The sequence below is a fragment of the Staphylococcus sp. GDX8P80P genome (assembly GCF_017893095.1).
Classification (GTDB): Bacteria; Bacillota; Bacilli; order Staphylococcales; family Staphylococcaceae; genus Staphylococcus; species Staphylococcus borealis.
The window spans coordinates 1-26800 of record NZ_JAESMI010000073.1 but is presented as its reverse complement, the minus strand read 5'-3'; the positions used below and the strand labels follow the sequence as shown (position 1 = coordinate 26800).

Sequence of the window (26800 nt, the reverse complement as noted above, 5' to 3'; positions counted from 1 at the left end):
CGTTGAAATTAATCAAAAATGCTCAAATTTTAGATAACGGTGAACTTAAGCAAAGATCTATTTTAATTGACGGTCAACATATTAAAGAAATAAGCAATAATATTGAAGTTGATGAAAGTGTTGAAGTGATTGATGCACAAGGACATTTTGTAGCACCTGGTTTAATTGATGTTCACGTTCATTTACGTGAACCAGGTGGAGAACATAAAGAAACGATTGAGACAGGTACGAAAGCTGCAGCTCGTGGTGGGTTTACAACTGTATGTCCAATGCCAAATACACGTCCAGTACCGGACACTGTGGAACATATGGAGCGTTTACAACAATTAATTCAAGATAACGCACAAGTACGTGTATTACCATATGCATCTATAACCGTACGCCAAGCTGGAAAAGAACATGTTGATTTTGAAGCACTAGCTAAGCAAGGTGCTTTTGCGTTCACAGACGATGGCGTAGGTGTTCAAGAATCAGCAATGATGTATGAAGCAATGCAACAAGCAGCTAAAGTTAATAAAGCTGTGGTAGCACACTGCGAAGATAATAGTTTAATTTATGGTGGTGCAATGCACCAGGGTAAACGAAGCGAAGCGTTAGGTATACCTGGTATTCCAAATATTTGTGAAGCGGTACAAATCGCGAGAGATGTGCTACTAGCTGAAGCAGCAAATTGTCATTATCATGTATGTCATGTTTCAACGAAAGAAAGTGTTAGAGCAATTCGTGATGCTAAAGCAGCAGGTATTCATGTGACAGCTGAAGTTACACCACATCACTTATTACTAACTGAAGATGATGTACCAGGTGATAATGCAATTTATAAAATGAATCCACCTTTAAGAAGTAAAGAAGATAGAGAGGCCTTATTAGAGGGGTTATTAGATGGAACGATAGATTGTATTGCAACTGACCATGCACCACATGCGAAAGAAGAGAAAGCACAACCGATGACTAAAGCGCCTTTCGGTATTGTAGGAAGTGAAACTGCATTCCCATTACTATATACGCATTTTGTAAAAAATGGAGATTGGTCATTGCAACAATTAGTGGATTACTTAACTGTTAAACCAGCGCAAGTATTTGATTTACCATATGGCAAATTGGAAGAAGGACACTTTGCTGATTTAACAATGATTAATCTGGAAGAAGAACGCGAAATCAAAGCTGAAGATTTCTTATCTAAAGCAGATAATACACCATTTATTGGTTACAAAGTTTATGGTAACCCGATTTTAACTATGGTAGAAGGCGAAGTTAAATATAAGGAGGATAAATAAATGCTTGAGCGACGCTATCTTGTATTAGAAGATGGGACTTATTATGAAGGATATCAATTGGGATCTAACGACTTATCAGTTGGAGAAATCGTATTCAACACAGCGATGACAGGATACCAAGAAACAATCTCAGACCCTTCATATACTGGTCAAATCATTACATTCACATACCCATTAATTGGTAATTACGGTATTAACCGAGATGACTTTGAAGCACTAACACCAACATTAAATGGTGTAGTAGTGAAAGAAGCAAGTACTCATCCAAGTAACTTTAGAAATCAAAAAACGTTACACGATGTGCTTGTGCAATACAAGATACCTGGTATCTCAGGCGTAGATACACGTAGTATTACTCGTAAGATTAGACAGCATGGTGTACTCAAGGCAGGGTTCACTGATAATCGAGAGGACATTGACACACTAATCAGTACATTACAAGATACAACGTTACCTCGAAATGAAGTGGAAACAGTATCTACTAAAACACCATACGTCTCTACAGGATCTGATTTGAGTGTCGTCTTGTTAGACTTTGGTAAAAAGCAAAACATTGTAAGAGAATTAAATTTGCGTGGGTGCAATGTGACAGTAGTACCTTATGACACATCAGCTGAAGAGATATTAGCTATGTCACCTGATGGCGTGATGTTATCTAATGGCCCTGGTGACCCAGATGTGGTAGAAGTTGCATTGGATATGATTAACGGTATTTTAGGCAAAATTCCATTCTTCGGTATATGCCTAGGACATCAATTATTCGCGCTATCTCAAGGTGCGACATCATTTAAAATGAAGTTCGGACATCGTGGTGCAAATCACCCTGTAAAAGATTTACGAACTGGAAAAGTAGATATCACAAGTCAAAACCATGGTTACGCTATTGATAAAGCGTCATTGGCACATACTGACTTAGAAGTGACACATATTGCGTTAAATGATGGTACGGTTGAAGGATTAAGACATAAGACATTACCAGCATTTTCGGTGCAATATCATCCTGAAGCACGACCAGGCCCAAGCGATTCAAATTATTTATTCGATGAATTTATGACTATGATGAAAGAATTTAAAGAAAAGGAGCAAACAGCAAATGCCTAAACGTGACGATATACAAACGATTCTAGTTATTGGATCAGGTCCAATTATCATTGGACAAGCTGCAGAATTTGATTACGCAGGTACTCAAGCGTGCCTTGCTTTAAAAGAAGAAGGCTACCGTGTCATATTAGTCAACTCTAACCCAGCAACGATTATGACAGATAAAGAAATTGCAGATAAAGTTTATATCGAACCGTTAACACATGACTTTATTGCACGTATTATTCGTAAAGAACAGCCTGATGCACTGTTACCAACATTAGGTGGTCAAACAGGTTTGAATATGGCAATTCAATTACATGATAGTGGTGTACTTGAAGCAAATAATGTGAAATTACTAGGTACGGAATTAAAGTCTATTCAACAAGCAGAAGATAGAGAATTATTTAGATCATTAATGAATGATTTAAATGTACCTGTCCCTGAAAGTGATATTGTAAATACTGTTAAACAAGCATTTGCGTTTAAAGACGAAGTAGGCTATCCACTCATTGTTCGTCCTGCCTTTACAATGGGAGGTACTGGTGGTGGTATTTGCTACAATGATGATGAATTAAAAGAAGTAGTGAGCAATGGGCTACATTACAGTCCAGCGACACAATGTTTAATTGAAAAATCTATTGCGGGCTACAAAGAAATTGAATATGAAGTAATGCGAGATAAAAATGATAATGCAATTGTTGTTTGTAATATGGAAAATATCGACCCAGTTGGTATTCATACAGGAGACTCTATCGTAGTAGCGCCGAGTCAAACGTTATCAGATGTTGAATATCAAATGTTACGTGATGTATCTTTAAAAGTAATTCGAGCATTAGGTATTGAAGGTGGATGTAACGTCCAACTTGCATTAGACCCACACTCATTCAATTACTATATTATAGAAGTAAATCCACGTGTATCACGATCATCAGCGCTTGCATCTAAAGCAACTGGATACCCAATTGCAAAATTAGCGGCAAAAATAGCAGTAGGATTAACATTAGATGAGATGCTTAACCCTGTCACAGGTACATCATATGCTGCCTTTGAACCAACGTTAGATTACGTTATTTCAAAGATACCGAGATTCCCATTTGATAAATTTGAAAAAGGCGAACGTGAATTAGGTACTCAAATGAAAGCTACTGGTGAAGTAATGGCTATCGGACGTACATATGAAGAATCGCTATTGAAAGCAATACGTTCACTTGAATATGGTGTACACCATTTAGGCTTACCAAATGGAGAAAGTTTTGATTTAGATTATATTAAGGAACGCATCAGTCATCAAGATGATGAAAGACTCTTCTTTATAGGTGAAGCAATTAGACGTGGTACGACGCTTGAAGAAATACATAATATGACGCAAATTGATTATTTCTTCTTAAATAAATTCCAAAATATTATTAATATCGAACATGAGTTGAAAGCACACCCTGGAGATTTAGACTACCTTAAATATGCTAAAGACTATGGCTTTAGTGACAGAGTGATTGCACATCGATTCGGTATGACTGAAACAGAAGTTTATCAATTGCGCCAAGAAAATGGAATTAAACCTGTATACAAAATGGTTGACACTTGTGCTGCTGAATTTGAGTCAACAACACCCTATTACTATGGCACTTATGAGACTGAGAATGAATCCATCGTGACAGATAAAGAAAAAATCTTGGTACTTGGTTCAGGTCCAATTCGAATTGGGCAAGGGGTGGAATTTGACTATGCTACTGTACATGCAGTATGGGCAATTCAAAATGCCGGATACGAAGCAATTATCGTGAATAATAATCCTGAAACAGTATCGACTGACTTTTCAATATCAGATAAATTATACTTCGAACCATTAACTGAAGAAGATGTAATGAATATCATCAATTTGGAACAACCTAAAGGCGTAGTCGTGCAATTTGGTGGTCAGACGGCTATTAACTTAGCGGATAAATTAGCTAAACATGGGGTTCAAATATTAGGAACGTCTTTAGACGATTTAAATCGTGCCGAAGATAGAAAAGAATTCGAATCCTTACTGCATACCATTAATGTACCTCAACCTAAAGGTAAAACTGCGACTTCTCCAAAAGAAGCACTTGAAAATGCCCGTGAAATTGGCTACCCGGTTGTGGTGAGACCATCATATGTACTCGGTGGTCGTGCTATGGAAATAGTGAATAGCGACGCTGAATTAGAAAACTACATGGAACAAGCTGTTAAAGCGAGCCCAGAACATCCAGTATTGGTAGATAGATATTTAACTGGTAAGGAGATAGAGGTTGATGCGATATCAGACGGTGAAACAGTCATCATTCCTGGTATCATGGAACACATCGAACGTGCAGGTGTTCATAGTGGTGACTCAATTGCTGTTTATCCGCCCCAAACTTTAAGCCAGGAAGATATTAATACGTTAGAAGACTACACAATTAAATTAGCTAAAGGGCTTAATATCGTAGGCTTGATTAATATCCAATTTGTGATCGCACATGATGGTGTTTACGTACTAGAAGTAAACCCTCGTGCAAGTCGAACTGTACCATTCTTAAGTAAAATCACAGATATTCAAATGGCACAACTTGCGATGCAAGCTATAATGGGAACACAGCTTAAAGCGTTAGGCTATAAGCAAGGCATCCAACCATATTCAGAAGGTGTCTATGTGAAAGCACCTGTCTTCAGTTTTAATAAATTGAAAAATGTCGATGTGACTTTAGGACCAGAAATGAAATCTACCGGTGAAGTGATGGGTAAAGATCTAACTTTAGAAAAAGCACTTTACAAAGGATTAACGGGTAGTGGTGTAGAAGTTAAAGATCATGGTACTGTACTTATGACAGTAAGTGATAAAGATAAAGACGAAATTGTAAAAATTGCTCACCGTTTAAATGAGGTAGGGTATAAGATTTTAGCTACTCAAGGAACGGCACAAAAATTAGAAGAACATCATATTCCAGTTGAAGTTGTAGGTAAAATTGGTGGCGATGATGATTTATTAACACGTATCCAAAATGGTGAAGTACAAATTGTCATTAATACCATGACTAAGGGTAAAGAAGTAGAGAGAGACGGTTTCCAAATTCGTCGTACAACAGTTGAAAATGGTGTGCCATGTTTAACATCATTAGATACTGCGAATGCTTTAACAAATGTGATTGAAAGTATGACATTTTCAATGAGAACGATGTAATATTACAATTCAAGAACGACAAGGTTGTAATGAGTCAGGATTTCCTTAGTCCGACGACTGCGACCGCGTCGTTCATTTTCAAAGGAGTTATAATATGAAAGATTTACCTATCATAGCACTAGATTTCGAATCAGCAGAAAAAGTGAATACATTTTTAGATCAATTTGATGAACCACTTTTCGTGAAAATCGGAATGGAACTCTTCTATCAAGCAGGGCCAGAGTTCATTAAATCTATTAAATCACGTGGTCATGATATTTTCTTAGATTTGAAGCTACATGATATTCCAAATACAGTTGAAAAAGCAATGGAAGGCTTAGGAAAGTTAGATGTTGATTTAGTTAATGTGCATGCAGCTGGAGGTACAGCAATGATGAAAGCTGCAGTAAGGGGATTGCACAAATTTAGTAATGATACAAAGATTATTGCTGTTACACAATTAACATCTACAACTGAAGAAATGTTGCGTAATGAGCAAAACATTCAAACAACAATCGAAGAAGCCGTATTAAACTATGCGACATTAACGCAACAAGCAGGTTTAGATGGTGTTGTATGCTCTCCATTAGAAGCAGAATTATTAACAAATGAATTAGGTTCAGACTTTTTAAAAGTAACACCAGGAATTAGACCACAAGGGGCAGCTGTAGATGATCAAAAGCGAATCACTACACCTGAAGACGCTAAACAATTAGGGGCAACACATATTGTAGTTGGACGACCAATCACGCAAAGTGAGAATCCTGTAGAAAGTTATCACACTATTAAAGAAAGTTGGTTAAGTTAATATGGCAAAAGAAATAGCAAAATCTTTATTAGATATCGAAGCAGTAACATTATCTCCAAACGATTTATATACATGGAGTTCAGGAATTAAATCTCCTATATACTGTGATAATCGTGTAACATTAGGCTATCCAGAAGTACGAAGTGCCATCCGTGATGGATTGAGCCAGTTGATTATTGAACAATTCGGTGATGTAGATATTATATCTGGTACAGCAACAGCAGGTATTCCGCATGCAGCGTATATCTCTGAGAAATTAAATTTACCAATGAATTATGTTCGTTCAAAAAGCAAAAGCCATGGAAAACAAAACCAAATTGAAGGCGCTTTAAGTAAAGGTAAGAACGTCGTCGTAGTCGAAGATTTAATCTCAACAGGTGGATCTTCAATTACTGCAGTTGAAGCATTAAAAGAAGCGGGGGCCAATGTCGTAGGTGTAGTAGCCATTTTCACTTATGGCTTAAAGAAAGCAGATGACATGTTTAATGATATCAATGTCCCTTATTACACATTAAGTAACTATAATGAGTTAATTGAAGTTGCACGTGAAGAAGGTAAAATTTCTGAGCATGATATACAAACTTTAGTTGAATGGAGAGACAACTTGTAATATGCTATGTCAAAAGGGGGATTGATTAATATGACGGATAGTGAAGCGAATCGCTTCTATAATAATATGAAGCACGTTAATGAATTCTTATATAGAGATGATGACTTCAAATCCCCAGACAACGCAATGTCGATTGATAATAGTATTAAAGAAATAAGTAAAAATCAATCTAAAGTAAGCATGGACTCATTTGTGCATACAAGTGACCTCTTTAAAAAGGCTAAGCAATCGCTTAGACAAAAGGGTAAAATCGATTAAAAAAACGTGGTATAGGCGGGCACAATCATCTAAAGTAATAGATGAAATGTTGTCATATCTATACCACGTTTTATATGTTTAGAAATATAATACATAACGTTTAGCGAATAAAAATTTTAATAAGCACCCATCCGATAAGTAAAACAATAAGCATACATAAAATAGGTATAACAAGATGCATCATAATTGAAAGCCTCCAATTGAACTTTATTCTAATTTTAACTTGAAAATAGAATAAGTCAAAAATTTAGATTAACGAAATTAAATATTTAAATTTTTTCAAAATGATATAGATTAGTTTAAAATAAGTATTAAAGATAAAGAGAGGGGAATCAATGTGGAAATACCTAAAATAACAACATTTCTAATGTTTAATAATCAAGCAGAAGAAGCAATTAATTTATATACGAGTCTGTTCGATAATAGTGAAATTTTGACTATGGTTAAATATGGAGAGGATGGGCCAGGTGTGCCAGGCACAGTACAACATTCCATATTTACGCTAAATGGGCAAGTATTTATGGCAATTGATGCGGATAATGGTGAGAATTTGCCAATGAATCCGTCAATTTCTTTATATATTACGGTTGATAATGCGATGGAAATGGAACGACTATTCAGTGGTTTGAAGAAAGAAGGCGCAATATTAATGCCTAAAACTGCGATGCCGCCATTCCGTGAATTTGCATGGGTGCAAGATAAATTTGGTGTTAGTTTTCAACTCGCATTACCTGAAAAATAAAACATGGGATTAGAACTGAATGTAGTTGTGCGTTCGGTTCTAATCCCTTTTTAAATATAGTTTCATCATTTTAGTGACTGTGCGATGCAGCTTATTTAACTTTCATACTTTGAATCTTGTCATAATCTGGCGTTGCAAATAATGTTTTTTGATTATCATACGTTACAAATCCTGGTTTAGCACCAGATGGTTTGTGAACATTTCTAATTTCTGTATAGTCTACAGGAATTTGGCCAGAATTTCCGGCTTTTGAGAAATAACCAGCTAACATAGCAGCTTCTTTAATCGTTTGTTCACTTGGTGCATCATTAAGAATAACGACATGAGAACCTGGAATATCTTTTGTATGGAACCAAATATGTGAATTTTGAGCTTTACGATTTGTTAAATAATCATTTTGTTTATTATTTTTGCCTACCAGTATCGTATCCCCATCTGTAGAAAGATAGGTTTGAAGTTGAATTTTATCATTCTTTTTCTTTTTAACGTTTTTACGTTGTTTCATAAATCCTTGTTCTGCTAGTTCATCACGAATATCATCTATCTCATCAACCGTAATATGGTCGAGTTGCTGTTCGATATTTGCAAAGTAATCGATGTTCTCGCGCGTTAATTGAATTTGATGATCTAATTCGCGTTCACGTGTTTTCATTCGATTATATTGCTTGTAATAATATTGTGCATTAACTGACGGTGATTTAGTAGGGTTTAATGGAATCGTAATGTCTTCATTTGTATAGTAATTGAGAACAGTTACCGCATCATCGCCTTGCTTAATGCGGTAAATATTAGCAGTAATGAGTTCACCGTATAGTTGCTGTTTATCTTTATCTTTAGCACTTTCATACTCCGCGATCAGTTTGCTCAATTTATGTTGATATTTTTGAGATTGCTGTTGAACAAAGCGTACTAAATCATTTGCGCGTTGTTTGACACGTTCGCGTTCTCCACGGGCATCATAATACCGGTCTAGTAATTCATGTAAGGATGTATATTCAACCATATCATCATGAAACTGTTCTAATTTCATGAAATAAAAATCTTCTTTACCAGTTTCATGATTTTTATGGAAAACAGGTACAGGTGTTTGTAACGTTTGAGCGATAACCTCATCATAAGCTTTAGGTAGAGTGTCTGTTGTCATAAATTGATAGCGATTGACAATTTCATTAGTAATCAGTGGACTAAAACCTTCAAACGTGTTCAATAACTGCTTTGCAAGTTTACCACTATTAAAATCTACATATTTTAAAGCTTCGTCCCCAGAAACGTCAAATGGATTTAATTTATTTTGTGTTGGTGGTGCTTCATATTTAAAACCCGGCATAACCGTACGATATTGATTTGTATTCGGGGTTAAATGTTTAAATCCTTCAATAATTTTATAATTATCATCAACAAGTAATAAATTGCTATGTTTACCCATAATTTCTAAAATAACAGTGCGATAAATGGTATCCCCAATTTCATCTTTACTTTCAACATCGATTTCAATACGGCGGTCATTACCGATTTGACGTACTGATTTAATAATGCCACCTTCTAAATGTTTCCTAAATACGCGTGCGAACATTGGTGGTTCAAATGGGTTATCATACTTCTTCGTTGTGATATGCATTCTTGAAAAACTAGGGTGTATTGATAGTAATAGTTGATGATTTTTGCGATTTTGGCGTACAACCATAAGAATCGTATCATTTTCTGGTTGATTAATCTTATGAATTCGTCCAGATACTAAAAACTGTAGTGATTCAACTATTTTTCTAGTGAATAAGCCATCATATGCCATAAATAATTTCCACCTTCAATTTAATCATTCAGTATATTGTAACATGGTAAAAAGATAGCGTCATGATTTAAGTTTATGTTACATACTCTATACAATTTTCACTACAATATGATATTATATTTAAATAATAGAAGAATAGCTTAGAGAGGTCGTAAGGCATGGATAATGAAAAAGGATTACTAATTGTTCTTTCAGGTCCTTCAGGAGTAGGTAAAGGAACTGTACGCAAAGAGATATTTGATGATCCAACTACATCATATAAGTACTCTATTTCAATGACGACACGTAATATGCGTGAAGGCGAAGTTGATGGTGTAGATTACTTTTTTAAGACGAAAGAAGAATTTGAAGCTTTAATTCAGGAAGATCAATTTATTGAATATGCTGAATACGTTGGAAATTACTATGGTACGCCTGTTCAATATGTTAAAGATACTATGGCTGCTGGACATGATGTATTTTTAGAAATTGAAGTAGAAGGTGCTAAACAAGTAAGAAAGAAATTTCCAGATGCATTATTTATCTTCCTTGCACCACCTAGCTTAGACCATTTGAAAGAACGATTAGTTGGACGTGGCACTGAGTCAGATGAGAAGATTCAAAGCAGAGTAAATGAAGCACGTAAAGAAGTAGAGATGATGAATCTTTATGATTACGTTGTAGTCAACGATGAAGTCCATTTAGCGAAAGATCGTATTCAATCAATTGTTGAAGCAGAACACTTAAAACGCGAACGTGTTGAAGCTATATATAGAAAAATGTTATTGGAGGCTAAAAAATAATGTTAAACCCACCATTAAACCAGTTACAATCGAAAATCAATTCTAAGTATTTAATTGCTACGACTGCAGCTAAGCGTGCACGTGAATTAGATGAAAGACCTGAAACAGCTTTATTAAGTGGATATCATTCAGCTAAACCAGTTGGTGAAGCATTAGAAGAAATTGCTAGCGGTAAAATTACACCAGTCGTTTCTGACGAATTCACTATGTAAAACCAAATGAAATTAATTTATTCATATGCACATCTTATTGATTTGAGTATTACGCTTCTTCAATAAGATGTGTCTTTTTAATTACACCTTTAATTTGTGTATAATAAATTTAATATAAATTATGATTAATAATCGATATAGTAAAAGGGAGAAATACGATTATGAAACACATTTTGCTAGCTGTTACAGGTGGTATTGCAGCATATAAAGCTATAGATTTAACGAGTAAATTAACACAAGCTGGTTACGATGTACGCGTAATGTTATCTGAACATGCGCAAGAATTTGTTACACCACTTGCTTTTCAAGCAATTAGTAGAAACCCAGTCTATACCAATACATTTAAAGAAGAGAACCCACAAGAAATTCAACATGTCGCATTGGGTGATTGGGCAGATGCGATTATCATTGCACCTGCAACTGCAAATGTGATTGCGAAATTGAGTGTGGGTATTGCAGATGATATGCTGACATCTACGTTGTTAGCAACTGAGACACCTACCTTTATTGCTCCGGCAATGAATGTACATATGTATGAGAATAAGCGTACACAGCACAATATTAACGTATTAGCACAAGATGGCTATCGCTTTATTGAACCTGGGGATGGTTATTTAGCATGTGGTTATGTAGCAAAAGGAAGAATGGAAGAACCATTACAAATTGTTAAAGTCATCAACGACTTTTTCCATTCGCAAAAGGTAAAGGCGCATAGTTCATTTAAAGGTAAACATGCATTAGTCACAGCTGGGCCAACTGTAGAAGTGATTGATCCTGTTCGTTATGTATCCAATCGTTCTTCAGGGAAAATGGGTTACGCTCTAGCTGAAGCGCTACAAAAAAGAGGCGCACACGTTACGTTAGTGACAGGGCCAACGCAATTAGTAGATCCTATTGGTGTGGACGTTGTGCATATTGAAAGTGCGGAAGACATGTTTGAGGCAGTAACGACACGTTTTGATCAGCAAGACATTGTATTTAAAGCGGCAGCTGTATCTGATTATACGCCGATGGAAGTATTAGATCATAAAATGAAGAAACAAGATGGCGACTTAGCCGTTACCTTTAAACGAACTAAAGATATTCTAAAATATTTAGGTGAACATAAAGCACATCAATATTTAGTAGGTTTCGCTGCTGAAACGCAAAATATCGAAGCCTATGCGCAAGATAAATTAAAACGAAAAAATGCTGATGTGATTATTTCGAATAATGTAGGTGACAAAACGATTGGTTTTAAATCAGATGATAATGAATTAACCATGCATTTTAAAACTAATGAAATGATTAATATTAAGAGAGGCAAAAAGGTTCAATTAGCTGAACAAATTTTAGATGAATTAGAAACTAGGTGGCAATAATGATTGCGAAGGTAATCGTAGATATTCCTTCTAAGAGTGTGGACTTTAAATTTGATTATTTGATACCAGAGCATTTAGAGGCTTTTATTCAGGTAGGGGTTAGGGTGGTTGTCCCATTCGGTCCGCGTACTATTCAAGGATATGTCATGGCTATTGAAAATGAACCAAGTGATGATATTAATATTGAGAAATTAAAAGCAATCAAAGAAATTCAAGATATGAAACCTGAATTAACCTCGGAATTGATTCAATTGAGTGAATGGATTAGCCACTATCATGTATCCAAGAGCATTTCAGTACTTGAAGTAATGTTGCCAAGTGCAATTAAAGCAAAGTATACGAAAGTCTTTGAAGTTGTGAAGTATAATGATATCGATGATCAATTGCTTGAATACTTTGATGCTACGGGTCAATATAAGTATAAAGAAGCGCAAAAGAATAATCATCTACCTGTTTTAAATAAATTGTTAAAAATGGGCGCAGTGAAAGAAGTTACGATATTATCTCAAAATGTAAAAAAGAAAACACAGAGAGCGGTACGTATTGTAGAAGGTTATCATCCAGATGAGGTCTTAGCTAAACTTGAAAAGAAAATGAAGCAGTATGACGTGTATGCCTATCTATTAGATGAACAACATAATACAGTATTTCTGAAAGATATGGAAGAGATGGGATTCTCGAAATCAAGTATAGATGGGTTAGTTAAGAAGGGCTATATTGAGAAATATGATGCCGAAGTAGAACGTGATCCATTTGCACATCGTATATTTGAACGTGAAGAGAAGCGGGAACTTACTTCAGAACAGCGTGTTGCTTTTCAACAGATTAAAGACAAAATCGATAATAAAGCGCAACGTACATTCTTATTACATGGTGTGACAGGTTCAGGTAAAACAGAAGTTTACCTACAGTCAATCGAAGAAGTGCTCAATGAAGGTAAAGAAGCAATGATGTTAGTGCCTGAAATTGCTTTAACTCCACAAATGGTCTTACGATTTAAACGCCGATTTGGTGATGACGTAGCGGTGCTACACTCTGGTCTATCTAATGGAGAACGCTACGATGAATGGCAGAAGATTAGAGACGGTAGAGCACGTGTCAGTGTTGGTGCACGATCAAGTATCTTCGCACCATTCAAAAATTTAGGTATAATTATTATAGACGAAGAACATGAATCAACATATAAGCAAGAAGATTATCCACGGTATCATGCTAGAGATATCGCTGAATGGAGAAGTCAATATCATCACTGTCCTTTAGTATTAGGAAGTGCAACGCCAAGCCTTGAATCATACGCACGAGCTGAAAAAGGCGTGTATCAGTTACTGTCGTTACCTACTAGAGTGAATCAACAAGCGTTACCTTCGATAGATATCGTTGATATGCGCGAAGAATTGAGTGCGGGAAATCGATCCATGTTTTCTAACGAATTAAGAGAAGCCATTGAAGAACGCTTACGCAAAAATGAACAAATCGTTTTATTTCTTAATCGCCGTGGCTATGCATCATTTATGTTATGCCGAGATTGCGGTTATGTGCCTCAATGTCCACATTGTGATATTTCATTAACGTACCACAAGTCAACAGATCAATTGAAATGTCATTATTGTGGTTACCATGAAGTACCTCCAAATAAATGTCCTAATTGTGAAAGTTCTCATATTCGCCAAGTAGGCACGGGTACACAACGTGTGGAAGAAATATTACAACAAGAATTTGAAGGTGCACGTATTATCCGAATGGATGTAGATACTACTTCTAGAAAGGGCGCGCATGAAAAATTACTATCCGAATTTGAACAAGGAAAAGGCGATATTTTATTAGGTACACAAATGATTGCGAAAGGGTTAGATTATCCAAATATCACCTTAGTAGGCGTTTTAAATGCTGATACTATGCTGAATCTACCTGATTTTCGTGCGAGTGAGCGGACATATCAACTGTTAACACAAGTGGCTGGAAGAGCAGGACGACATGAAAAGCCGGGTAACGTCATTATTCAAACTTATAATCCTGACCATTATGCAATTGAAGATGTTCCAAAAAATGATTATTTAACTTTCTATCATAAAGAAATGGAATACAGAAAAATAGGCAAGTATCCACCTTATTATTTTCTAATCAATTTTACGATTTCGCATAAAAATATGAAGAAAGTGATGGAAGCATCCAAACATATACATCAAATCTTACTGCAGCATCTCACAGATCGTGCGTTAGTGTTAGGCCCATCACCAGCTGCAATAGCTCGTATTAACAACGAACATCGATTTCAAATTTTAGTGAAATACAAGCGTGAACCGGAATTGTTAAAAGCACTTCAATATTTAGATGATTATTATCATGAGGCCTATCTTAAAGACAAACTTGCATTAAAAATAGATATCAATCCGCAAGTATTAATGTAGACAAAAAGAGTTACGTAGTTATTAGGTTTAAAGACCTAACTTACGTAACTCTTTCTTTCGTAAATATTAGTTTTTACATGACAACATTACCGTTTTCATCTGCTGGTCTAAATAATGTAAGAATAGCACTAATGATTGCAATGATATGTGGAATACCTGTCCAACAGAACAATAAGTGTAAAAGACCAGACATTGTTTTACCGGCATAGAATTTATGAACACCGAAACCACCTAAAAATATAGCTAAAACAATATAAATAATTTTATTTACTTCCATTTTGGCACCTCCTTTAATTGTGCAAGTGATGATAAATTAACTTGCTTTTATTTTAATAAACTGAAAAATAAAAGCAATTAATAGTAGCTGGAATGGATAAATTTCAGACTAAGGTCGCAATTCAAAGTGAATTAAGTTATAATTGTATGATGAATTTTTTCAGGAGGAGCAAAATAAATGGCGATACAAAAATTAGTCCAGTCAACGCATCCTGTATTAACGAAACAAGCGGAACGCATAACAACATTTGATGCTACATTAAAAGATTTGTTATTAGATATAGAAGATACATTATATGCTAATGAGGCATCAGCGCTTTGCGCACCTCAAATTGGTATTAGTAAGCAAGTAGCTATCATTGATATGGAACTTGAAGGATTGCTACAACTAATCAATCCTATAATCAAAACGGAGTCTAAAGATAAAGTCACAGACCTTGAAGGTTCAGTAAACACACCAGGTATCTACGGGGAAGTCGAACGAAGTAAAATGATAACTGTAGAAGCCAATGATTTAGAAGGTAATACGATAGAATTAACCGCTTATGATGATATAGCGAGAATGATGTTACACATCGTTGACCAATTAAACGGTATATCATTTACTAAGCGTGCACAGCATTTATTAACTGATGAAGAAGTGGAGGCGTATTTTGAAAATGACTAAAGTGATATTTATGGGAACACCTGATTTTTCAACTAAGGTATTGGAAATGTTAATAGAAGAACACGACGTTATCGCAGTCGTAACGCAACCTGATAGACCAGTGGGACGTAAACGTGTATTAACACTACCACCTGTTAAACGAGTGGCCGAAGAACACAATTTACCTGTATATCAACCAGAAAAATTAGCGCAATCTGACGAATTGACACAACTGTTACAATTAGAACCTGATTTGATTGTCACTGCTGCATTTGGTCAATTATTGCCTGAGACATTACTACAATTACCTAAATTAGGTGCTATTAATGTCCATGCATCATTGTTACCTAAATACCGTGGTGGTGCGCCGATACATCAAGCAATTATTGATGGTGAGACACAAACTGGTATAACAATTATGTATATGGTTAACAAGTTAGATGCTGGCAATATTATTTCTCAAAAAGCAATTGATATAGAAGATGATGATAATGTAGGCACGATGCATGATAAGCTTAGTATATTAGGCGCAAATCTATTGAAAGAAACATTACCTGCCATTATCGCTGGTACAAATGATAGTACGCCTCAAGATGATACGCAAGCCACATTCGCTTCAAATATTAGTAGAGAAGATGAACGTATTGATTGGACAATGACTGCTGAAGATATTCATAATCATATACGTGGATTATCACCATGGCCTGTTGGCTATACTACGATGGATGATACAAACTTGAAATTGTATGCTGCACATATCGTGCATAACAAAAAAGGACAACCAGGGGAAATCGTCGAAACGACTAAAAAGGCGATTATAGTTGCTACAGGCTCTGATGATGCAGTTGCCTTAACTGATATTCAATTAGCTGGTAAAAAACGTATGCTAGCAGCAAATTATTTAAGCGGTGTTCAAGAATCGCTAGTTGGGAAATTATTAAAATGACACAAACAGTAAGAGAATTAGCATTTCAAACAATTCAAGAAATCTTTAATGATTATGCGTACAGTAACTTAAGAATCAATGAGGTACTTTCTACCGGGGACGTGTCTAGTATTGACAAACCTTTGTACACTGAACTCGTGTATGGAACTGTAAAACGGAAAATGACGCTAGATTTTTATCTTAGACCTTTTGTAAAAACGAAAATTAAAAGTTGGGTCAGACAATTATTATGGATGAGTTTGTATCAATATGTTTATTTAGATAAAGTTCCTAATCACGCCATTATAAATGAAGCAGTTAATATTGCGAAACGTCGTGGTGGTCCTCATAATGGTAATGTTGTTAACGCTATATTGAGAACGATCTTTAGAAGTGAATTGCCAAGCCTAGATTCAATTAAAAATGATAAACAACGTATGACCATTGAGTATAGTATTCCAAAGTGGATTATTGAACATTGGATTACGCATTATGGTGTTGAGACCACACGTGAAATAGCATCTTCATTTATAAAACAAACTGCAAGTACTGTACGTGTTAACACAAGTAAAAATAAAGTTGAAGATGTCGTAGCAGGGTTACAAGCAGAGGGATATGACGTTGAAGTGGATGAACTGATTCCTTATTGTTTACATTTAAAAGGACGTCCAATAATTGAATCCGACAATTTTAAAAATGGAAATATTTCAATTCAAGATAAGAGTTCAATGTTTGTAGGATATTTAATGGGTGTCGAAGACAATGATGTTATTTTGGATGCATGTAGTGCACCAGGTGGCAAAGCGTGTCATATTGCTGAATTATTAGCATCAAGTGGTCATGTAGATGCGACAGATATTCATAAGCATAAAATTGGTTTAATTAAAGAAAATATTGGAAAATTACAACTTAAGAACATTAAAGCATTTGATCATGATGCAACAAAACCTTATAAAGATGTATATGACAAAATACTTGTTGATGCACCATGCAGTGGTTTAGGCGTATTACGACATAAGCCAGAAATTAAATATGTTCAAACAAAGCAAGATATTCAAGACTTGGTTGAATTACAATTACAGATATTAGACAATGTTAAAGAAAACTTGAAACCTGGTGGGACTCTAGTCTATTCAACGTGTACGATTGAACAACTCGAAAATGAAAATGTGATTTATACCTTCTTAAAAAATAATAAAGACTTTGAATTTGAATTAATGACACATCCTGTTAGCGGTGAACAAGTAAAAACTATACAGATTTTACCCCAAGATTTTAATTCAGATGGCTTTTTCATCACAAAAATAAAAAGAAAGGAAAGTTAAGATGATAACTACTGAAAAAAAGAAGAAAAATAAATTCTTGCCTGACTTTGATAAACAGTCGATTTATTCACTTAGATATGATGAAATGCAAGAATGGTTAGTAGACCATGGCCAATAAAAATTTAGAGCTAAGCAAATATTTGAATGGCTATATCAAAAACGTGTAGATAGTATTGATGAAATGACGAATTTATCCAAAGATCTTCGTCAAGTGCTAAAAGATAACTTTGCTATGACCACTTTAACGACTGTTGTAAAACAAGAAAGTAAAGATGGGACAATAAAATTCCTATTTGAATTACAAGATGGTTATACAATTGAAACCGTATTAATGCGCCATGACTATGGTAATTCAGTTTGCGTAACGACACAGGTTGGATGTCGTATCGGTTGTACGTTCTGTGCTTCAACATTAGGTGGCTTAAAACGTAACTTAGAAGCAGGAGAAATTGTTTCACAAGTTTTAACAGTTCAAAAAGCATTAGATGCGACAGATGAACGTGTATCTCAAATTGTAATTATGGGAATTGGTGAACCTTTTGAGAACTATGATGAAATGATGGATTTCTTACGTATCGTTAATGATGACAATAGTTTAAATATCGGTGCACGTCATATAACAGTGTCAACATCAGGTATTATTCCACGTATTTATGATTTTGCTGAAGAAGATATTCAAATTAACTTTGCCGTAAGTTTGCATGCAGCCAAAGATGACATTCGTTCTAAATTAATGCCAATTAACAGAGCTTACCACGTAGATAAATTAATGGAAGCAATTCAATATTATCAAGAAAAAACAAATCGCCGTGTGACATTTGAATATGGATTATTTGGTGGCGTCAATGACCAATTAGAGCATGCACGTGATTTAGCGCATCTTATTAAAGATCTAAACTGTCATGTTAACTTAATACCAGTCAACCATGTTCCAGAACGTAATTACGTTAAAACACCTAAAGATGATATTTTCAAATTTGAAAAAGAATTAAAACGATTGGGCATAAATGCTACAATTAGAAGAGAACAAGGATCAGATATTGACGCGGCATGTGGACAATTAAGAGCGAAGGAACGACAAGTAGAAACGAGGTAATCACAATGCTAAACGCACAATTTTTCACAGATACTGGACAACATAGAAATAAAAATGAAGATGCAGGAGGTATTTTTTATAACCAAACTCACCAACAATTATTAGTACTATGTGATGGTATGGGTGGTCATAAAGCGGGGGAAATTGCAAGTCAGTTTGTTACGTATGAGCTTCAAAAACGTTTTGAAGCTGAAAACTTTATTGAGTATGAACAAGCCGAAACTTGGTTGCGTTTCAATTTAAAAGAGATTAATCGTGAGCTATTTGAATACGCTCAAACAAATGAATCGTATAAAGGTATGGGTACAACATGTGTTTGTGCCCTTGTATTCGATAAGCACTTAGTTGTGGCAAATATAGGGGACTCTAGAGCATATCTTATTAATTCTAGAGAAATCGAACAAATCACGTATGATCATTCATTTGTTAACCATTTAGTTATGTCAGGTCAAATTACTGAAGAGGAAGCATTCACACACCCACAACGTAATATTATTACTAAAGTGATGGGAACAGATAAACGTGTAAGTCCAGATATATTTACGAAACGATTTAATTATTATGACTTTTTAATGTTGAATTCTGATGGTTTAACAGATTATGTCAGAAGTGAACGTATTCTTGAAGCGTTCAATACGTCGTTATCATTGGAAGAACATGGTGAACAGCTTATTCAATTAGCACTAAACCATGATTCTAAAGACAATATTAGTGTTTTAATAGCAGCTATTGAAGGTGATCATCTATGATTGGAAAGTTAGTTAGTGAACGATATAAGATAGTGGATAAGCTTGGTGGCGGAGGAATGAGTACCGTTTACTTAGCAGAAGATACCATTTTAAATCGTGAAGTAGCGATTAAAGCAATCTCAATTCCTCAGAATGAAAAAGAAGAAACAATGAAACGTTTCGAGCGAGAAGTCAATAATGCAACGCAACTCTCACATGAAAACATTGTTGAAGTGTATGATGTTCAAGAAGATGAAGAGTGCTTCTTTTTAATTATGGAATATATAGATGGACCTACTTTATCTGAATACATACATAGTCATGGTCCTTTAAGTATTGATACAGCAATTGACTTTACCAATCAAATTTTAAAAGGTGTGGCGCAAGCGCACGACAAACTTATCATACATAGAGATATTAAACCTCAAAATATCTTAATTGATAAGAATAAGACACTTAAAATTTTCGATTTTGGAATTGCCAAAGCTTTAAGTGAAACATCTATGACGCAAACAAACCACGTGCTCGGTACTGTACAATACCTTTCACCAGAACAAGCCAAAGGTGAAACTACGAATGAAGCGACAGATATTTATTCCATAGGTATTGTACTTTTTGAAATGTTAGTTGGGGAACCCCCTTTTAATGGCGAAACAGCTGTTAGTATAGCGATAAAACATATTCAGGATTCCATACCTAATGTAACCGAGTTAAGATCTGATATACCTCAATCCTTAAGTAACGTTGTCCTTAGAGCAACAGAAAAGAAAGCAACGGATCGTTATCAAAGTGTCAATGATATGAAAGAAGACTTAAGTAGTGTACTTGTATCTAGTCGTGCTAATGAAAAAAAGCATTCAATTGAAGAAGATGATACAAATACCGTTGCCATTGATAGACAAGATATCAGAAGTAAAATAAAGGAAGAAAATGAGCAGAAGCAAATCGCTCAAACCATGCAAATACCTATTGTCAATGAGCACCATTTCCAAACTAACGAGGCGCAAATTTACGAGCCACCAAAGAAAAAGCGTTCTAAAAAGAAAAAATTTGCCATTGCGTTGATTTTACTGTTATTAGTCGTAAGTTTATTTGGGTTTATTGCGATGGGCATGTTTGGCAGTAAGTATTCAGAAATGCCAGATCTTAAGGGTAAAACTGAAAAAGAAGCAGAAAAAATATTACGCCAATCTCATTTAGAAATTGGCAATATTTCTAGAGACTATAGCGATGACTATCCAGAAAATAAAATCATCGAGACAAAACCGAAACAAGGTGAAAGAGTGAATCAACATGAAAAAGTTGATATCGTGCTTTCTAAAGGACCGGAACGCGCTAAAATGCCGAATGTTATAGGAATGAAAAAAGCTGATGCACTTGATAAATTAAAACAATTTAAACTTGATCATGTAACCGTGAATCAAGAATACAATAATCAAATACCTAAAGGTGCTATTGCCAAACAAAGTGTTAATCCGGATAGTTATGTACGTGTGAATGATCACCAAATCACGTTAACTGAGTCGTTAGGTGTTAAAAAAGTATACGTGAAAAATTATGAACATAAAAGTTATAAAACTGCTCAGAAAGAACTTGAAAAAAATGGTCTTAAAGTACAAATAACGACTGAATCAAGTAATAATGAAAAAAAAGATAATATTATTTCACAAAGTCCGAAAAATACAGAAATTGATGAAGGGAGCACAGTTCAACTGATTGTTTCGAAAGGAAAATCAACTTCTAAAGACGAAGATAAAGAAGACGAGAAATCTAATGATTCTAGTAAAGATAAGGACGACGACGCAAAGAAAGTTAAAAATTACACCGAAACATATCATATCCCATATACGGGAGACGATGAAAGTCAAAAAGTTCAAGTTTATATAAGAGATAAAGACAATAGTGGCGCATCTGCAAGTCAAACGTTTAGTATAAAAGGTGATAGAACGATCACGATTCCGCTTAAAATTGAAGAAGGATCTGACGCGGGCTACACCATTAGAGTAGATGGCGATATTATTGCAGATAAAGATATAGATTATTAAAGTTCAACCTTTTAGTGAATGTTTGATCGTTTTCATTCACTAAAAGGTTTTTTAATTTTTATACCAAACTATAAAAATATTATGTAAACTTAAAATGTACTCCACTTTGATAATTTTGACTTTAAACAAATATGTTCTGGATATAATATTCTCTAAGGTTTTGCTATAATAATGAAATATAAATAATGATTAAGAGGTGTCATTTTGGAAACTGGACGTATTATTAAATTAATTAGTGGTGTATATCAAGTAGATGTAGATGGAACTTTATATGATACTAAACCACGTGGTCTTTTCAGAAAAAAGAAGTTTTCACCAATGGTAGGGGACATTGTTGATTTTGAAATTCAAAATACCAATGAAGGTTATATTCATCATGTTCACGATCGTCATAATGCATTGAAACGACCACCAGTTAGTAATATTGACGGCTTAATCATCGTGATGAGCGCTGTAGAACCAGATTTCTCAACACAATTGTTAGATCGTTTTCTAGTTATTGCGCATTCATATGATTTAGAACCGAGTATACTAGTAACTAAAAAGGATTTAGCGTCTGATGATGACATTAAGAAAATTAATGAATGGCTAACCATTTATGAAACTATTGGCTACAATACTCAATTTGTTGGCAAAGATACGTCTAAACAGGAAGTAGTCGCTTCTTGGCCGGAAGGACTTATTGTACTAAGTGGTCAATCAGGTGTCGGTAAGTCGACATTTATCAATGCTTTTAAACCAGAATTAAATTTAGAAACCAATGATATATCAAAATCCCTCAATCGTGGTAAACATACAACGAGACATGTAGAATTATTCGAAAGGGAAGCTGGTTTTATTGCAGATACACCAGGCTTTAGTGCATTAGATTTTGATCATATTGAAAAAGATGAATTGAAACACTATTTTATAGATATTCATCACTATGGCGAGGCATGCAAATTTAGAAACTGTAATCATATTAAAGAACCTCATTGTCATGTTAAGCAACAATTGGAGAGTGGTCATTTAGCACAATTCCGCTATGATCATTACATTCAATTATTTAATGAAATTTCAAATAGAAAGGTAAGATATTAATGAAAAAAATTTATCCATCACTTTTATCTGCTGATTTTTTAAATTTAGAAGATGAAATTAAAACTTTAGAAAAAGCACAAGTTGATGGTTTACACTTTGATGTGATGGACGGTCAATTTGTACCAAATATTTCGATTGGTTTGCCAATTCTTGATTCAATTCGAACTGCTACACAATTACCAATTGATGTTCACTTAATGATTGAGCAACCTGAGCAGTATATTAACACCTTTGCTGAACACGGAGCTGACATGATATCCGTGCACGTCGAGTCTACGCAACATATTCATAGAGCGCTTCAAATGATTAAGAATGCTGGTAAAAAAGCAGGCGTTGTCATTAATCCTGGTACACCAGTTGAAGTATTATTACCAGTTCTTGAAATTGTAGATTATGTATTAGTGATGACAGTCAATCCAGGTTTCGGTGGTCAATCATTTATTGAAGCATGCGCATCAAAAGTGAAGTCACTTAGAGATTTAAAACAATCTTTAAATTTAAATTTTGATATTGAAGTTGATGGTGGCATCAATGATGAAACTATCCAATTGTGTGCTGATAATGGGGCAACTATGTTTGTTACAGGCTCTTATTTCTTTAATCAAAAGGATTATAGCAAGGTGACACAATTACTGAAAGGCTGATTTTATTATGCGAATCAATTTATTATGTAGTGACCGACATTTACCTCCAAAAGTATTGAGCACTCAAAAGCATGAACATTGGGGTGGCATTGATAGAGGAACATTGATTCTTGTTAACCATGCCATCACACCGACGTTCTCAATTGGTGATTTTGATTCTGTTTCAGAAGAAGAACGTCAACAACTCAAACATCAGTTGAATATTAAGCCGGTCAAAGCTGAAAAAGATGATACGGATTTAGCATTAGGTGTAGAAGAAGCTGTTCATAGAGGTTTTACGCAAATACATATTTATGGTGCAACTGGTGGTAGATTAGATCATTTTATGGGTGTCATGCAAATATTGCAAAAACCAAAGTATATAGAACGAAATATTTCAATTATTGTGGAAGATGATCAAAATGAAATTAAATTATTGAAACAAGGTACCCATAAAATTCAAAAATCACTTCATTTCCCATATGTATCATTTATTCCAGTTACTGAAAATGTTGTTTTATCATTGAAGGGCTTTAAATATAATTTGAATAAGCAACTTCTAGAAAAAGGATCGACACTTACATTATCTAATGAAGTAAAAGAAGTTGTCGCGGAAATCATTTTACATGACGGACAAGTACTTCAAATGAGAAGTAAGGATGCAAGTTAAAAAAGAACATAAAAAAATGCCTTCACCACATATGAAGGCATTTTTTAGTGCATTATATTTATTAAACTCTAGTAACTTTACCAGATTTTAAAGCACGAGCAGAAACCCAAACTTTTTTAGGTTTTCCGTCAACTAAAATTCTAACTTTTTGAAGGTTAGCATTAAATCTGCGTTTATTCGCATTTAAAGCGTGTGAACGATTATTACCAGTCGATGCTTTACGACCTGTTACGTAACATTGTTTACCCATCAAAGTACCTCCTTTAATAAATATAAATACACTTGACTACTTATATACTTAAATAAGATACCATATATGAATTTTTAAAGCAATGAAATAAAAAGGTATTTCTCTAAAAATGTTTTGAATTTTATAATTTATGGTATAATTGTAAGCTGAGGAGTTATGTAGTACATTTAATTAGGTTATAAAGACTTATTTATGGAAGAATCGGTTAATTTCTACAATGAATTTAATTGTAAATGTTTATAGTTTCGTCATTTTTAAACAAAATTCAGGAGGAATATAAAGATGACAATAGAAATCTCAAATGATTATGGTAAAATCGATATCTCAAATGAAGTCATTGCTTCAGTAGTAGGCAGTAAAGCTGTTGAAAGTTATGGTATTGTTGGTATGGCATCTAGACAACAAGTGCGAGATGGTATTGCCGAAATTTTAGGACATGAAAATTATGCTAGAGGCATTGAAGTCAAAGAAAACAATGGTGTCATTGATATAGATATGTATATTATCGTTAGCTACGGTGTTAAAATCTCAGAGGTAGCTAATAATGTACAATCATCAGTAAAATACACACTAGAAAACTCACTCAATGTAAAAGTGAATTCAATTAATATATTTGTACAAGGTGTAAGACTTAATAATAAGGGCAAGTAGGTATAGGAGGACTTAGCAGGATGATTAGCAAAATTAATGGTAAATTATTTGCCGATATGATAATACAAGGGGCACAAAATTTATCTAATAATGCAGATTTAGTAGATTCTTTAAATGTATACCCTGTGCCAGATGGTGATACAGGTACTAATATGAATCTTACAATTACTTCTGGACGTGAGGAAGTTGAAAATAATTTATCTCAAAGTATTGGTGAATTAGGGAAGACATTCTCTAAAGGATTACTTATGGGTGCTCGAGGTAACTCAGGTGTAATTCTTTCTCAATTATTTAGAGGGTTCTGTAAAAATATTGAAACTGAAAATGAAATTAATGCACAACAACTTGCTAGTAGTTTCCAAGCAGGTGTTGACACTGCTTATAAAGCTGTAATGAAACCAGTCGAAGGGACAATCTTAACTGTTGCTAAAGATGCAGCCAAGGCAGCGGTTAATAAAGCTGAAGAAACAGATGACTGTGTTGAAGTTATGGAATATACAATTGCAGAAGCTGAAAAGTCATTAAATAATACACCCAATTTACTTGCTGTATTAAAAGAAGTTGGCGTAGTTGATAGTGGTGGTAAAGGGCTATTATGTGTTTATGAAGGTTTCTTAAAAGGTTTAACAGGCCAAACGATTGAAGTGAAAAAAGAAAAATTAAACACAGAAGAGTTAGTGCATGAAGAGCATGACTTCCATGGCGTAATTAACACTGAAGATATTAAGTATGGCTATTGTACTGAAATGATGGTACGTTTTGGAAAAGATAAAAGAGAATTTGATGAGCAAACATTTAGAACAGATATGAGTCATTTTGGTGATTCATTACTCGTAATTAATGACGATGAAATTGTAAAAGTCCATGTACATACTGAAACACCAGGTGATGTGTTTAACTATGGTCAAGAGTATGGTGAGCTTATTAAATTAAAAGTTGAAAATATGCGTGAACAACATCGTGAAGTCATTAGAAAAGAAAAGCAAAATCATCAATCAGACCAACAAGAAGAATCAAAAACAGTTGAAACAGCAATTATTGCTATTTCTATGGGTGATGGCATTTCAGAATTATTTACATCTATGGGTGCGACACATATTATAAGCGGTGGACAAACAATGAATCCATCTACTGAAGACATTGTAAAGGTCATTGAACAATCTCAATGTAAACGTGCCATTATTTTACCAAATAATAAAAATATAAGAATGTCGAGTGATCAAGCTGCAACTTTAGTTGAAGCAGATACAGTTGTAATTCCTACAACATCTATTCCACAAGGTATTGCGGCCTTGTTCCAATACGATCCGTCATCATCACTTGAAGATAATCAATCTCACATGACAACAGCTTTAGATAGTGTGAAATCTGGATCAGTAACATTTGCTGTTCGTGACACTAAAATTGATGGCGTAGAGATTAAAAAAGGCGAATTCATGGGATTATCTGAAAGTAAAATTGTGACAAGCAATGATGATGAATTTGCGACAATCACAGGTTTACTTAAAGCGATGCTAAATGAAGATAGTGAAATCTTAACTATTATCGCTGGTGAGGATGCAAATACTGAAACCTCAGATAAATTAGTAGAGTGGGTTGAGAGCGAATATCCAGACGTTGAAGTAGAAGAACATAACGGTGGCCAACCTATCTATCAATATTTATTCTCAGTCGAATAAATATCAATTGAAAAGCTATGAAGGGTCCTGGATGAATAAATTAAGAGGCTGGGACATAAATAATATAATGAAGTTATTTTGCAACTTCGCAGTAGCTGACTGAACTGAGCAGGCGCTTTAATAAAGCTTTTCTTAGTTCTAGTCATTTTTGCGGGCGGGGCCCCAACAAAGAGAATTTCATTAAGAAATTCTACAAGCAAAGCAAGTTGGGAGTGGGACGACGAATTCAAAAGAATTCTGTCCCGCTCCCATTACTTCGCCTGGCAACGTCCTACTCTAGCGGAACGTAAATCGGCTACCATCGCCGCTAAGA

24 protein-coding genes and 1 pseudogene are annotated in these 26800 nt (G+C 34.7%); 22 read left to right on the top strand and 3 right to left on the bottom strand.

Annotated features, from left to right (window positions below; all coding sequences use genetic code 11):
- Positions 1 to 2: 2 nt before the first annotated feature.
- The 7 genes from KA858_RS06920 to KA858_RS06890 all read left to right on the top strand — a co-directional run bounded on the left by KA858_RS06920 (position 3) and on the right by KA858_RS06890 (position 7941).
- Complete coding sequence (locus KA858_RS06920) at positions 3 to 1277, top strand: dihydroorotase (protein ID WP_210135334.1); 1275 nt, start codon at positions 3 to 5, stop codon at positions 1275 to 1277.
- On the top strand, positions 1278 to 2378 hold the full coding sequence (locus tag KA858_RS06915) for a carbamoyl phosphate synthase small subunit (RefSeq protein WP_210135333.1): 1101 nt from the start codon (positions 1278 to 1280) through the stop codon (positions 2376 to 2378).
- Positions 2371 to 5544, top strand: coding sequence for a carbamoyl-phosphate synthase large subunit (gene carB, locus KA858_RS06910; protein WP_210135332.1), 3174 nt, complete (start codon positions 2371 to 2373; stop codon positions 5542 to 5544). Before KA858_RS06915 ends, carB begins: the two co-directional genes overlap by 8 nt.
- A gap of 94 nt (positions 5545 to 5638) precedes the next feature.
- A complete protein-coding gene (pyrF, locus tag KA858_RS06905; RefSeq protein ID WP_053029209.1) occupies positions 5639 to 6331 on the top strand; it encodes an orotidine-5'-phosphate decarboxylase in 693 nt (230 codons plus the stop codon).
- Between the two features lies 1 nt (position 6332).
- Positions 6333 to 6941: an orotate phosphoribosyltransferase gene (pyrE, locus tag KA858_RS06900; RefSeq protein WP_070855472.1), complete on the top strand. Its 609-nt coding sequence runs from the start codon at positions 6333 to 6335 to the stop codon at positions 6939 to 6941.
- Positions 6942 to 6971: 30 nt separating this feature from the next.
- The gene (locus KA858_RS06895; protein ID WP_210135331.1) at positions 6972 to 7199 is read left to right on the top strand and encodes a hypothetical protein; all 228 of its coding nucleotides are present in this window, start codon (positions 6972 to 6974) and stop codon (positions 7197 to 7199) included.
- 337 nt (positions 7200 to 7536) lie between these two features.
- Entirely contained in the window at positions 7537 to 7941 is a 405-nt protein-coding gene (locus KA858_RS06890) for a VOC family protein (RefSeq protein WP_053029212.1), read from the top strand.
- A 91-nt stretch (positions 7942 to 8032) separates the two neighbouring features.
- Here KA858_RS06890 and KA858_RS06885 read toward each other — a convergent pair whose 3' ends face one another.
- On the bottom strand, positions 8033 to 9730 hold the full coding sequence (locus KA858_RS06885) for an Rqc2 family fibronectin-binding protein (RefSeq protein WP_210135330.1): 1698 nt from the start codon (positions 9728 to 9730) through the stop codon (positions 8033 to 8035).
- A 158-nt stretch (positions 9731 to 9888) separates the two neighbouring features.
- Here KA858_RS06885 and gmk point away from each other — a divergent pair, with 158 nt between their 5' ends.
- The 4 genes from gmk to priA all read left to right on the top strand — a co-directional run bounded on the left by gmk (position 9889) and on the right by priA (position 14493).
- Positions 9889 to 10512 carry a guanylate kinase gene (gene gmk, locus KA858_RS06880; protein WP_053029214.1) on the top strand — a complete coding sequence of 208 codons (624 nt, stop codon included), beginning with the start codon at positions 9889 to 9891 and terminating at the stop codon, positions 10510 to 10512.
- Complete coding sequence (gene rpoZ, locus KA858_RS06875; RefSeq protein WP_011275989.1) at positions 10512 to 10724, top strand: DNA-directed RNA polymerase subunit omega; 213 nt, start codon at positions 10512 to 10514, stop codon at positions 10722 to 10724. The genes gmk and rpoZ overlap by 1 nt, the downstream gene beginning before the upstream one ends.
- A 161-nt stretch (positions 10725 to 10885) precedes the next feature.
- Positions 10886 to 12085: a bifunctional phosphopantothenoylcysteine decarboxylase/phosphopantothenate--cysteine ligase CoaBC gene (gene coaBC / locus KA858_RS06870; protein ID WP_210135329.1), complete on the top strand. Its 1200-nt coding sequence runs from the start codon at positions 10886 to 10888 to the stop codon at positions 12083 to 12085.
- The gene (gene priA, locus KA858_RS06865; protein ID WP_210135328.1) at positions 12085 to 14493 is read left to right on the top strand and encodes a primosomal protein N'; all 2409 of its coding nucleotides are present in this window, start codon (positions 12085 to 12087) and stop codon (positions 14491 to 14493) included. The genes coaBC and priA overlap by 1 nt, the downstream gene beginning before the upstream one ends.
- 73 nt (positions 14494 to 14566) lie before the next feature.
- Here priA and KA858_RS06860 read toward each other — a convergent pair whose 3' ends face one another.
- A complete protein-coding gene (locus KA858_RS06860) occupies positions 14567 to 14770 on the bottom strand; it encodes a TM2 domain-containing protein (RefSeq protein ID WP_053029220.1) in 204 nt (67 codons plus the stop codon).
- A gap of 177 nt (positions 14771 to 14947) precedes the next feature.
- Between KA858_RS06860 and KA858_RS06855 the strand changes: the two genes are divergently transcribed.
- The 9 genes and pseudogenes from KA858_RS06855 to KA858_RS06815 all read left to right on the top strand — a co-directional run bounded on the left by KA858_RS06855 (position 14948) and on the right by KA858_RS06815 (position 23907).
- A complete protein-coding gene (locus KA858_RS06855) occupies positions 14948 to 15436 on the top strand; it encodes a peptide deformylase (protein WP_070855482.1) in 489 nt (162 codons plus the stop codon).
- The gene (gene fmt, locus KA858_RS06850; RefSeq protein ID WP_210135336.1) at positions 15429 to 16361 is read left to right on the top strand and encodes a methionyl-tRNA formyltransferase; all 933 of its coding nucleotides are present in this window, start codon (positions 15429 to 15431) and stop codon (positions 16359 to 16361) included. Before KA858_RS06855 ends, fmt begins: the two co-directional genes overlap by 8 nt.
- The gene (gene rsmB, locus KA858_RS06845; RefSeq protein WP_210135327.1) at positions 16358 to 17665 is read left to right on the top strand and encodes a 16S rRNA (cytosine(967)-C(5))-methyltransferase RsmB; all 1308 of its coding nucleotides are present in this window, start codon (positions 16358 to 16360) and stop codon (positions 17663 to 17665) included. The genes fmt and rsmB overlap by 4 nt, the downstream gene beginning before the upstream one ends.
- 1 nt (position 17666) lies before the next feature.
- Positions 17667 to 18761, top strand: a pseudogene (gene rlmN, locus KA858_RS06840) (dual-specificity RNA methyltransferase RlmN).
- A gap of 5 nt (positions 18762 to 18766) precedes the next feature.
- A complete protein-coding gene (locus KA858_RS06835) occupies positions 18767 to 19510 on the top strand; it encodes a Stp1/IreP family PP2C-type Ser/Thr phosphatase (protein ID WP_053029229.1) in 744 nt (247 codons plus the stop codon).
- On the top strand, positions 19507 to 21534 hold the full coding sequence (pknB, locus tag KA858_RS06830; protein ID WP_107629845.1) for a Stk1 family PASTA domain-containing Ser/Thr kinase: 2028 nt from the start codon (positions 19507 to 19509) through the stop codon (positions 21532 to 21534). The genes KA858_RS06835 and pknB overlap by 4 nt, the downstream gene beginning before the upstream one ends.
- Positions 21535 to 21738: 204 nt before the next feature.
- A complete protein-coding gene (rsgA, locus tag KA858_RS06825; RefSeq protein WP_210135326.1) occupies positions 21739 to 22614 on the top strand; it encodes a ribosome small subunit-dependent GTPase A in 876 nt (291 codons plus the stop codon).
- Positions 22614 to 23258, top strand: coding sequence for a ribulose-phosphate 3-epimerase (gene rpe, locus KA858_RS06820; RefSeq protein ID WP_210135325.1), 645 nt, complete (start codon positions 22614 to 22616; stop codon positions 23256 to 23258). Before rsgA ends, rpe begins: the two co-directional genes overlap by 1 nt.
- A 7-nt stretch (positions 23259 to 23265) precedes the next feature.
- On the top strand, positions 23266 to 23907 hold the full coding sequence (locus KA858_RS06815; RefSeq protein WP_210135324.1) for a thiamine diphosphokinase: 642 nt from the start codon (positions 23266 to 23268) through the stop codon (positions 23905 to 23907).
- Between the two features lie 61 nt (positions 23908 to 23968).
- Here KA858_RS06815 and rpmB read toward each other — a convergent pair whose 3' ends face one another.
- Entirely contained in the window at positions 23969 to 24157 is a 189-nt protein-coding gene (gene rpmB / locus KA858_RS06810; protein ID WP_011275976.1) for a 50S ribosomal protein L28, read from the bottom strand.
- Between the two features lie 282 nt (positions 24158 to 24439).
- Here rpmB and KA858_RS06805 point away from each other — a divergent pair, with 282 nt between their 5' ends.
- Together KA858_RS06805 and fakA are read left to right on the top strand one after the other, a co-directional pair.
- On the top strand, positions 24440 to 24808 hold the full coding sequence (locus tag KA858_RS06805) for an Asp23/Gls24 family envelope stress response protein (protein ID WP_011275975.1): 369 nt from the start codon (positions 24440 to 24442) through the stop codon (positions 24806 to 24808).
- Positions 24809 to 24828: 20 nt separating this feature from the next.
- A complete protein-coding gene (gene fakA / locus KA858_RS06800) occupies positions 24829 to 26487 on the top strand; it encodes a fatty acid kinase catalytic subunit FakA (protein WP_070855494.1) in 1659 nt (552 codons plus the stop codon).
- Positions 26488 to 26800: the final 313 nt, after the last annotated feature.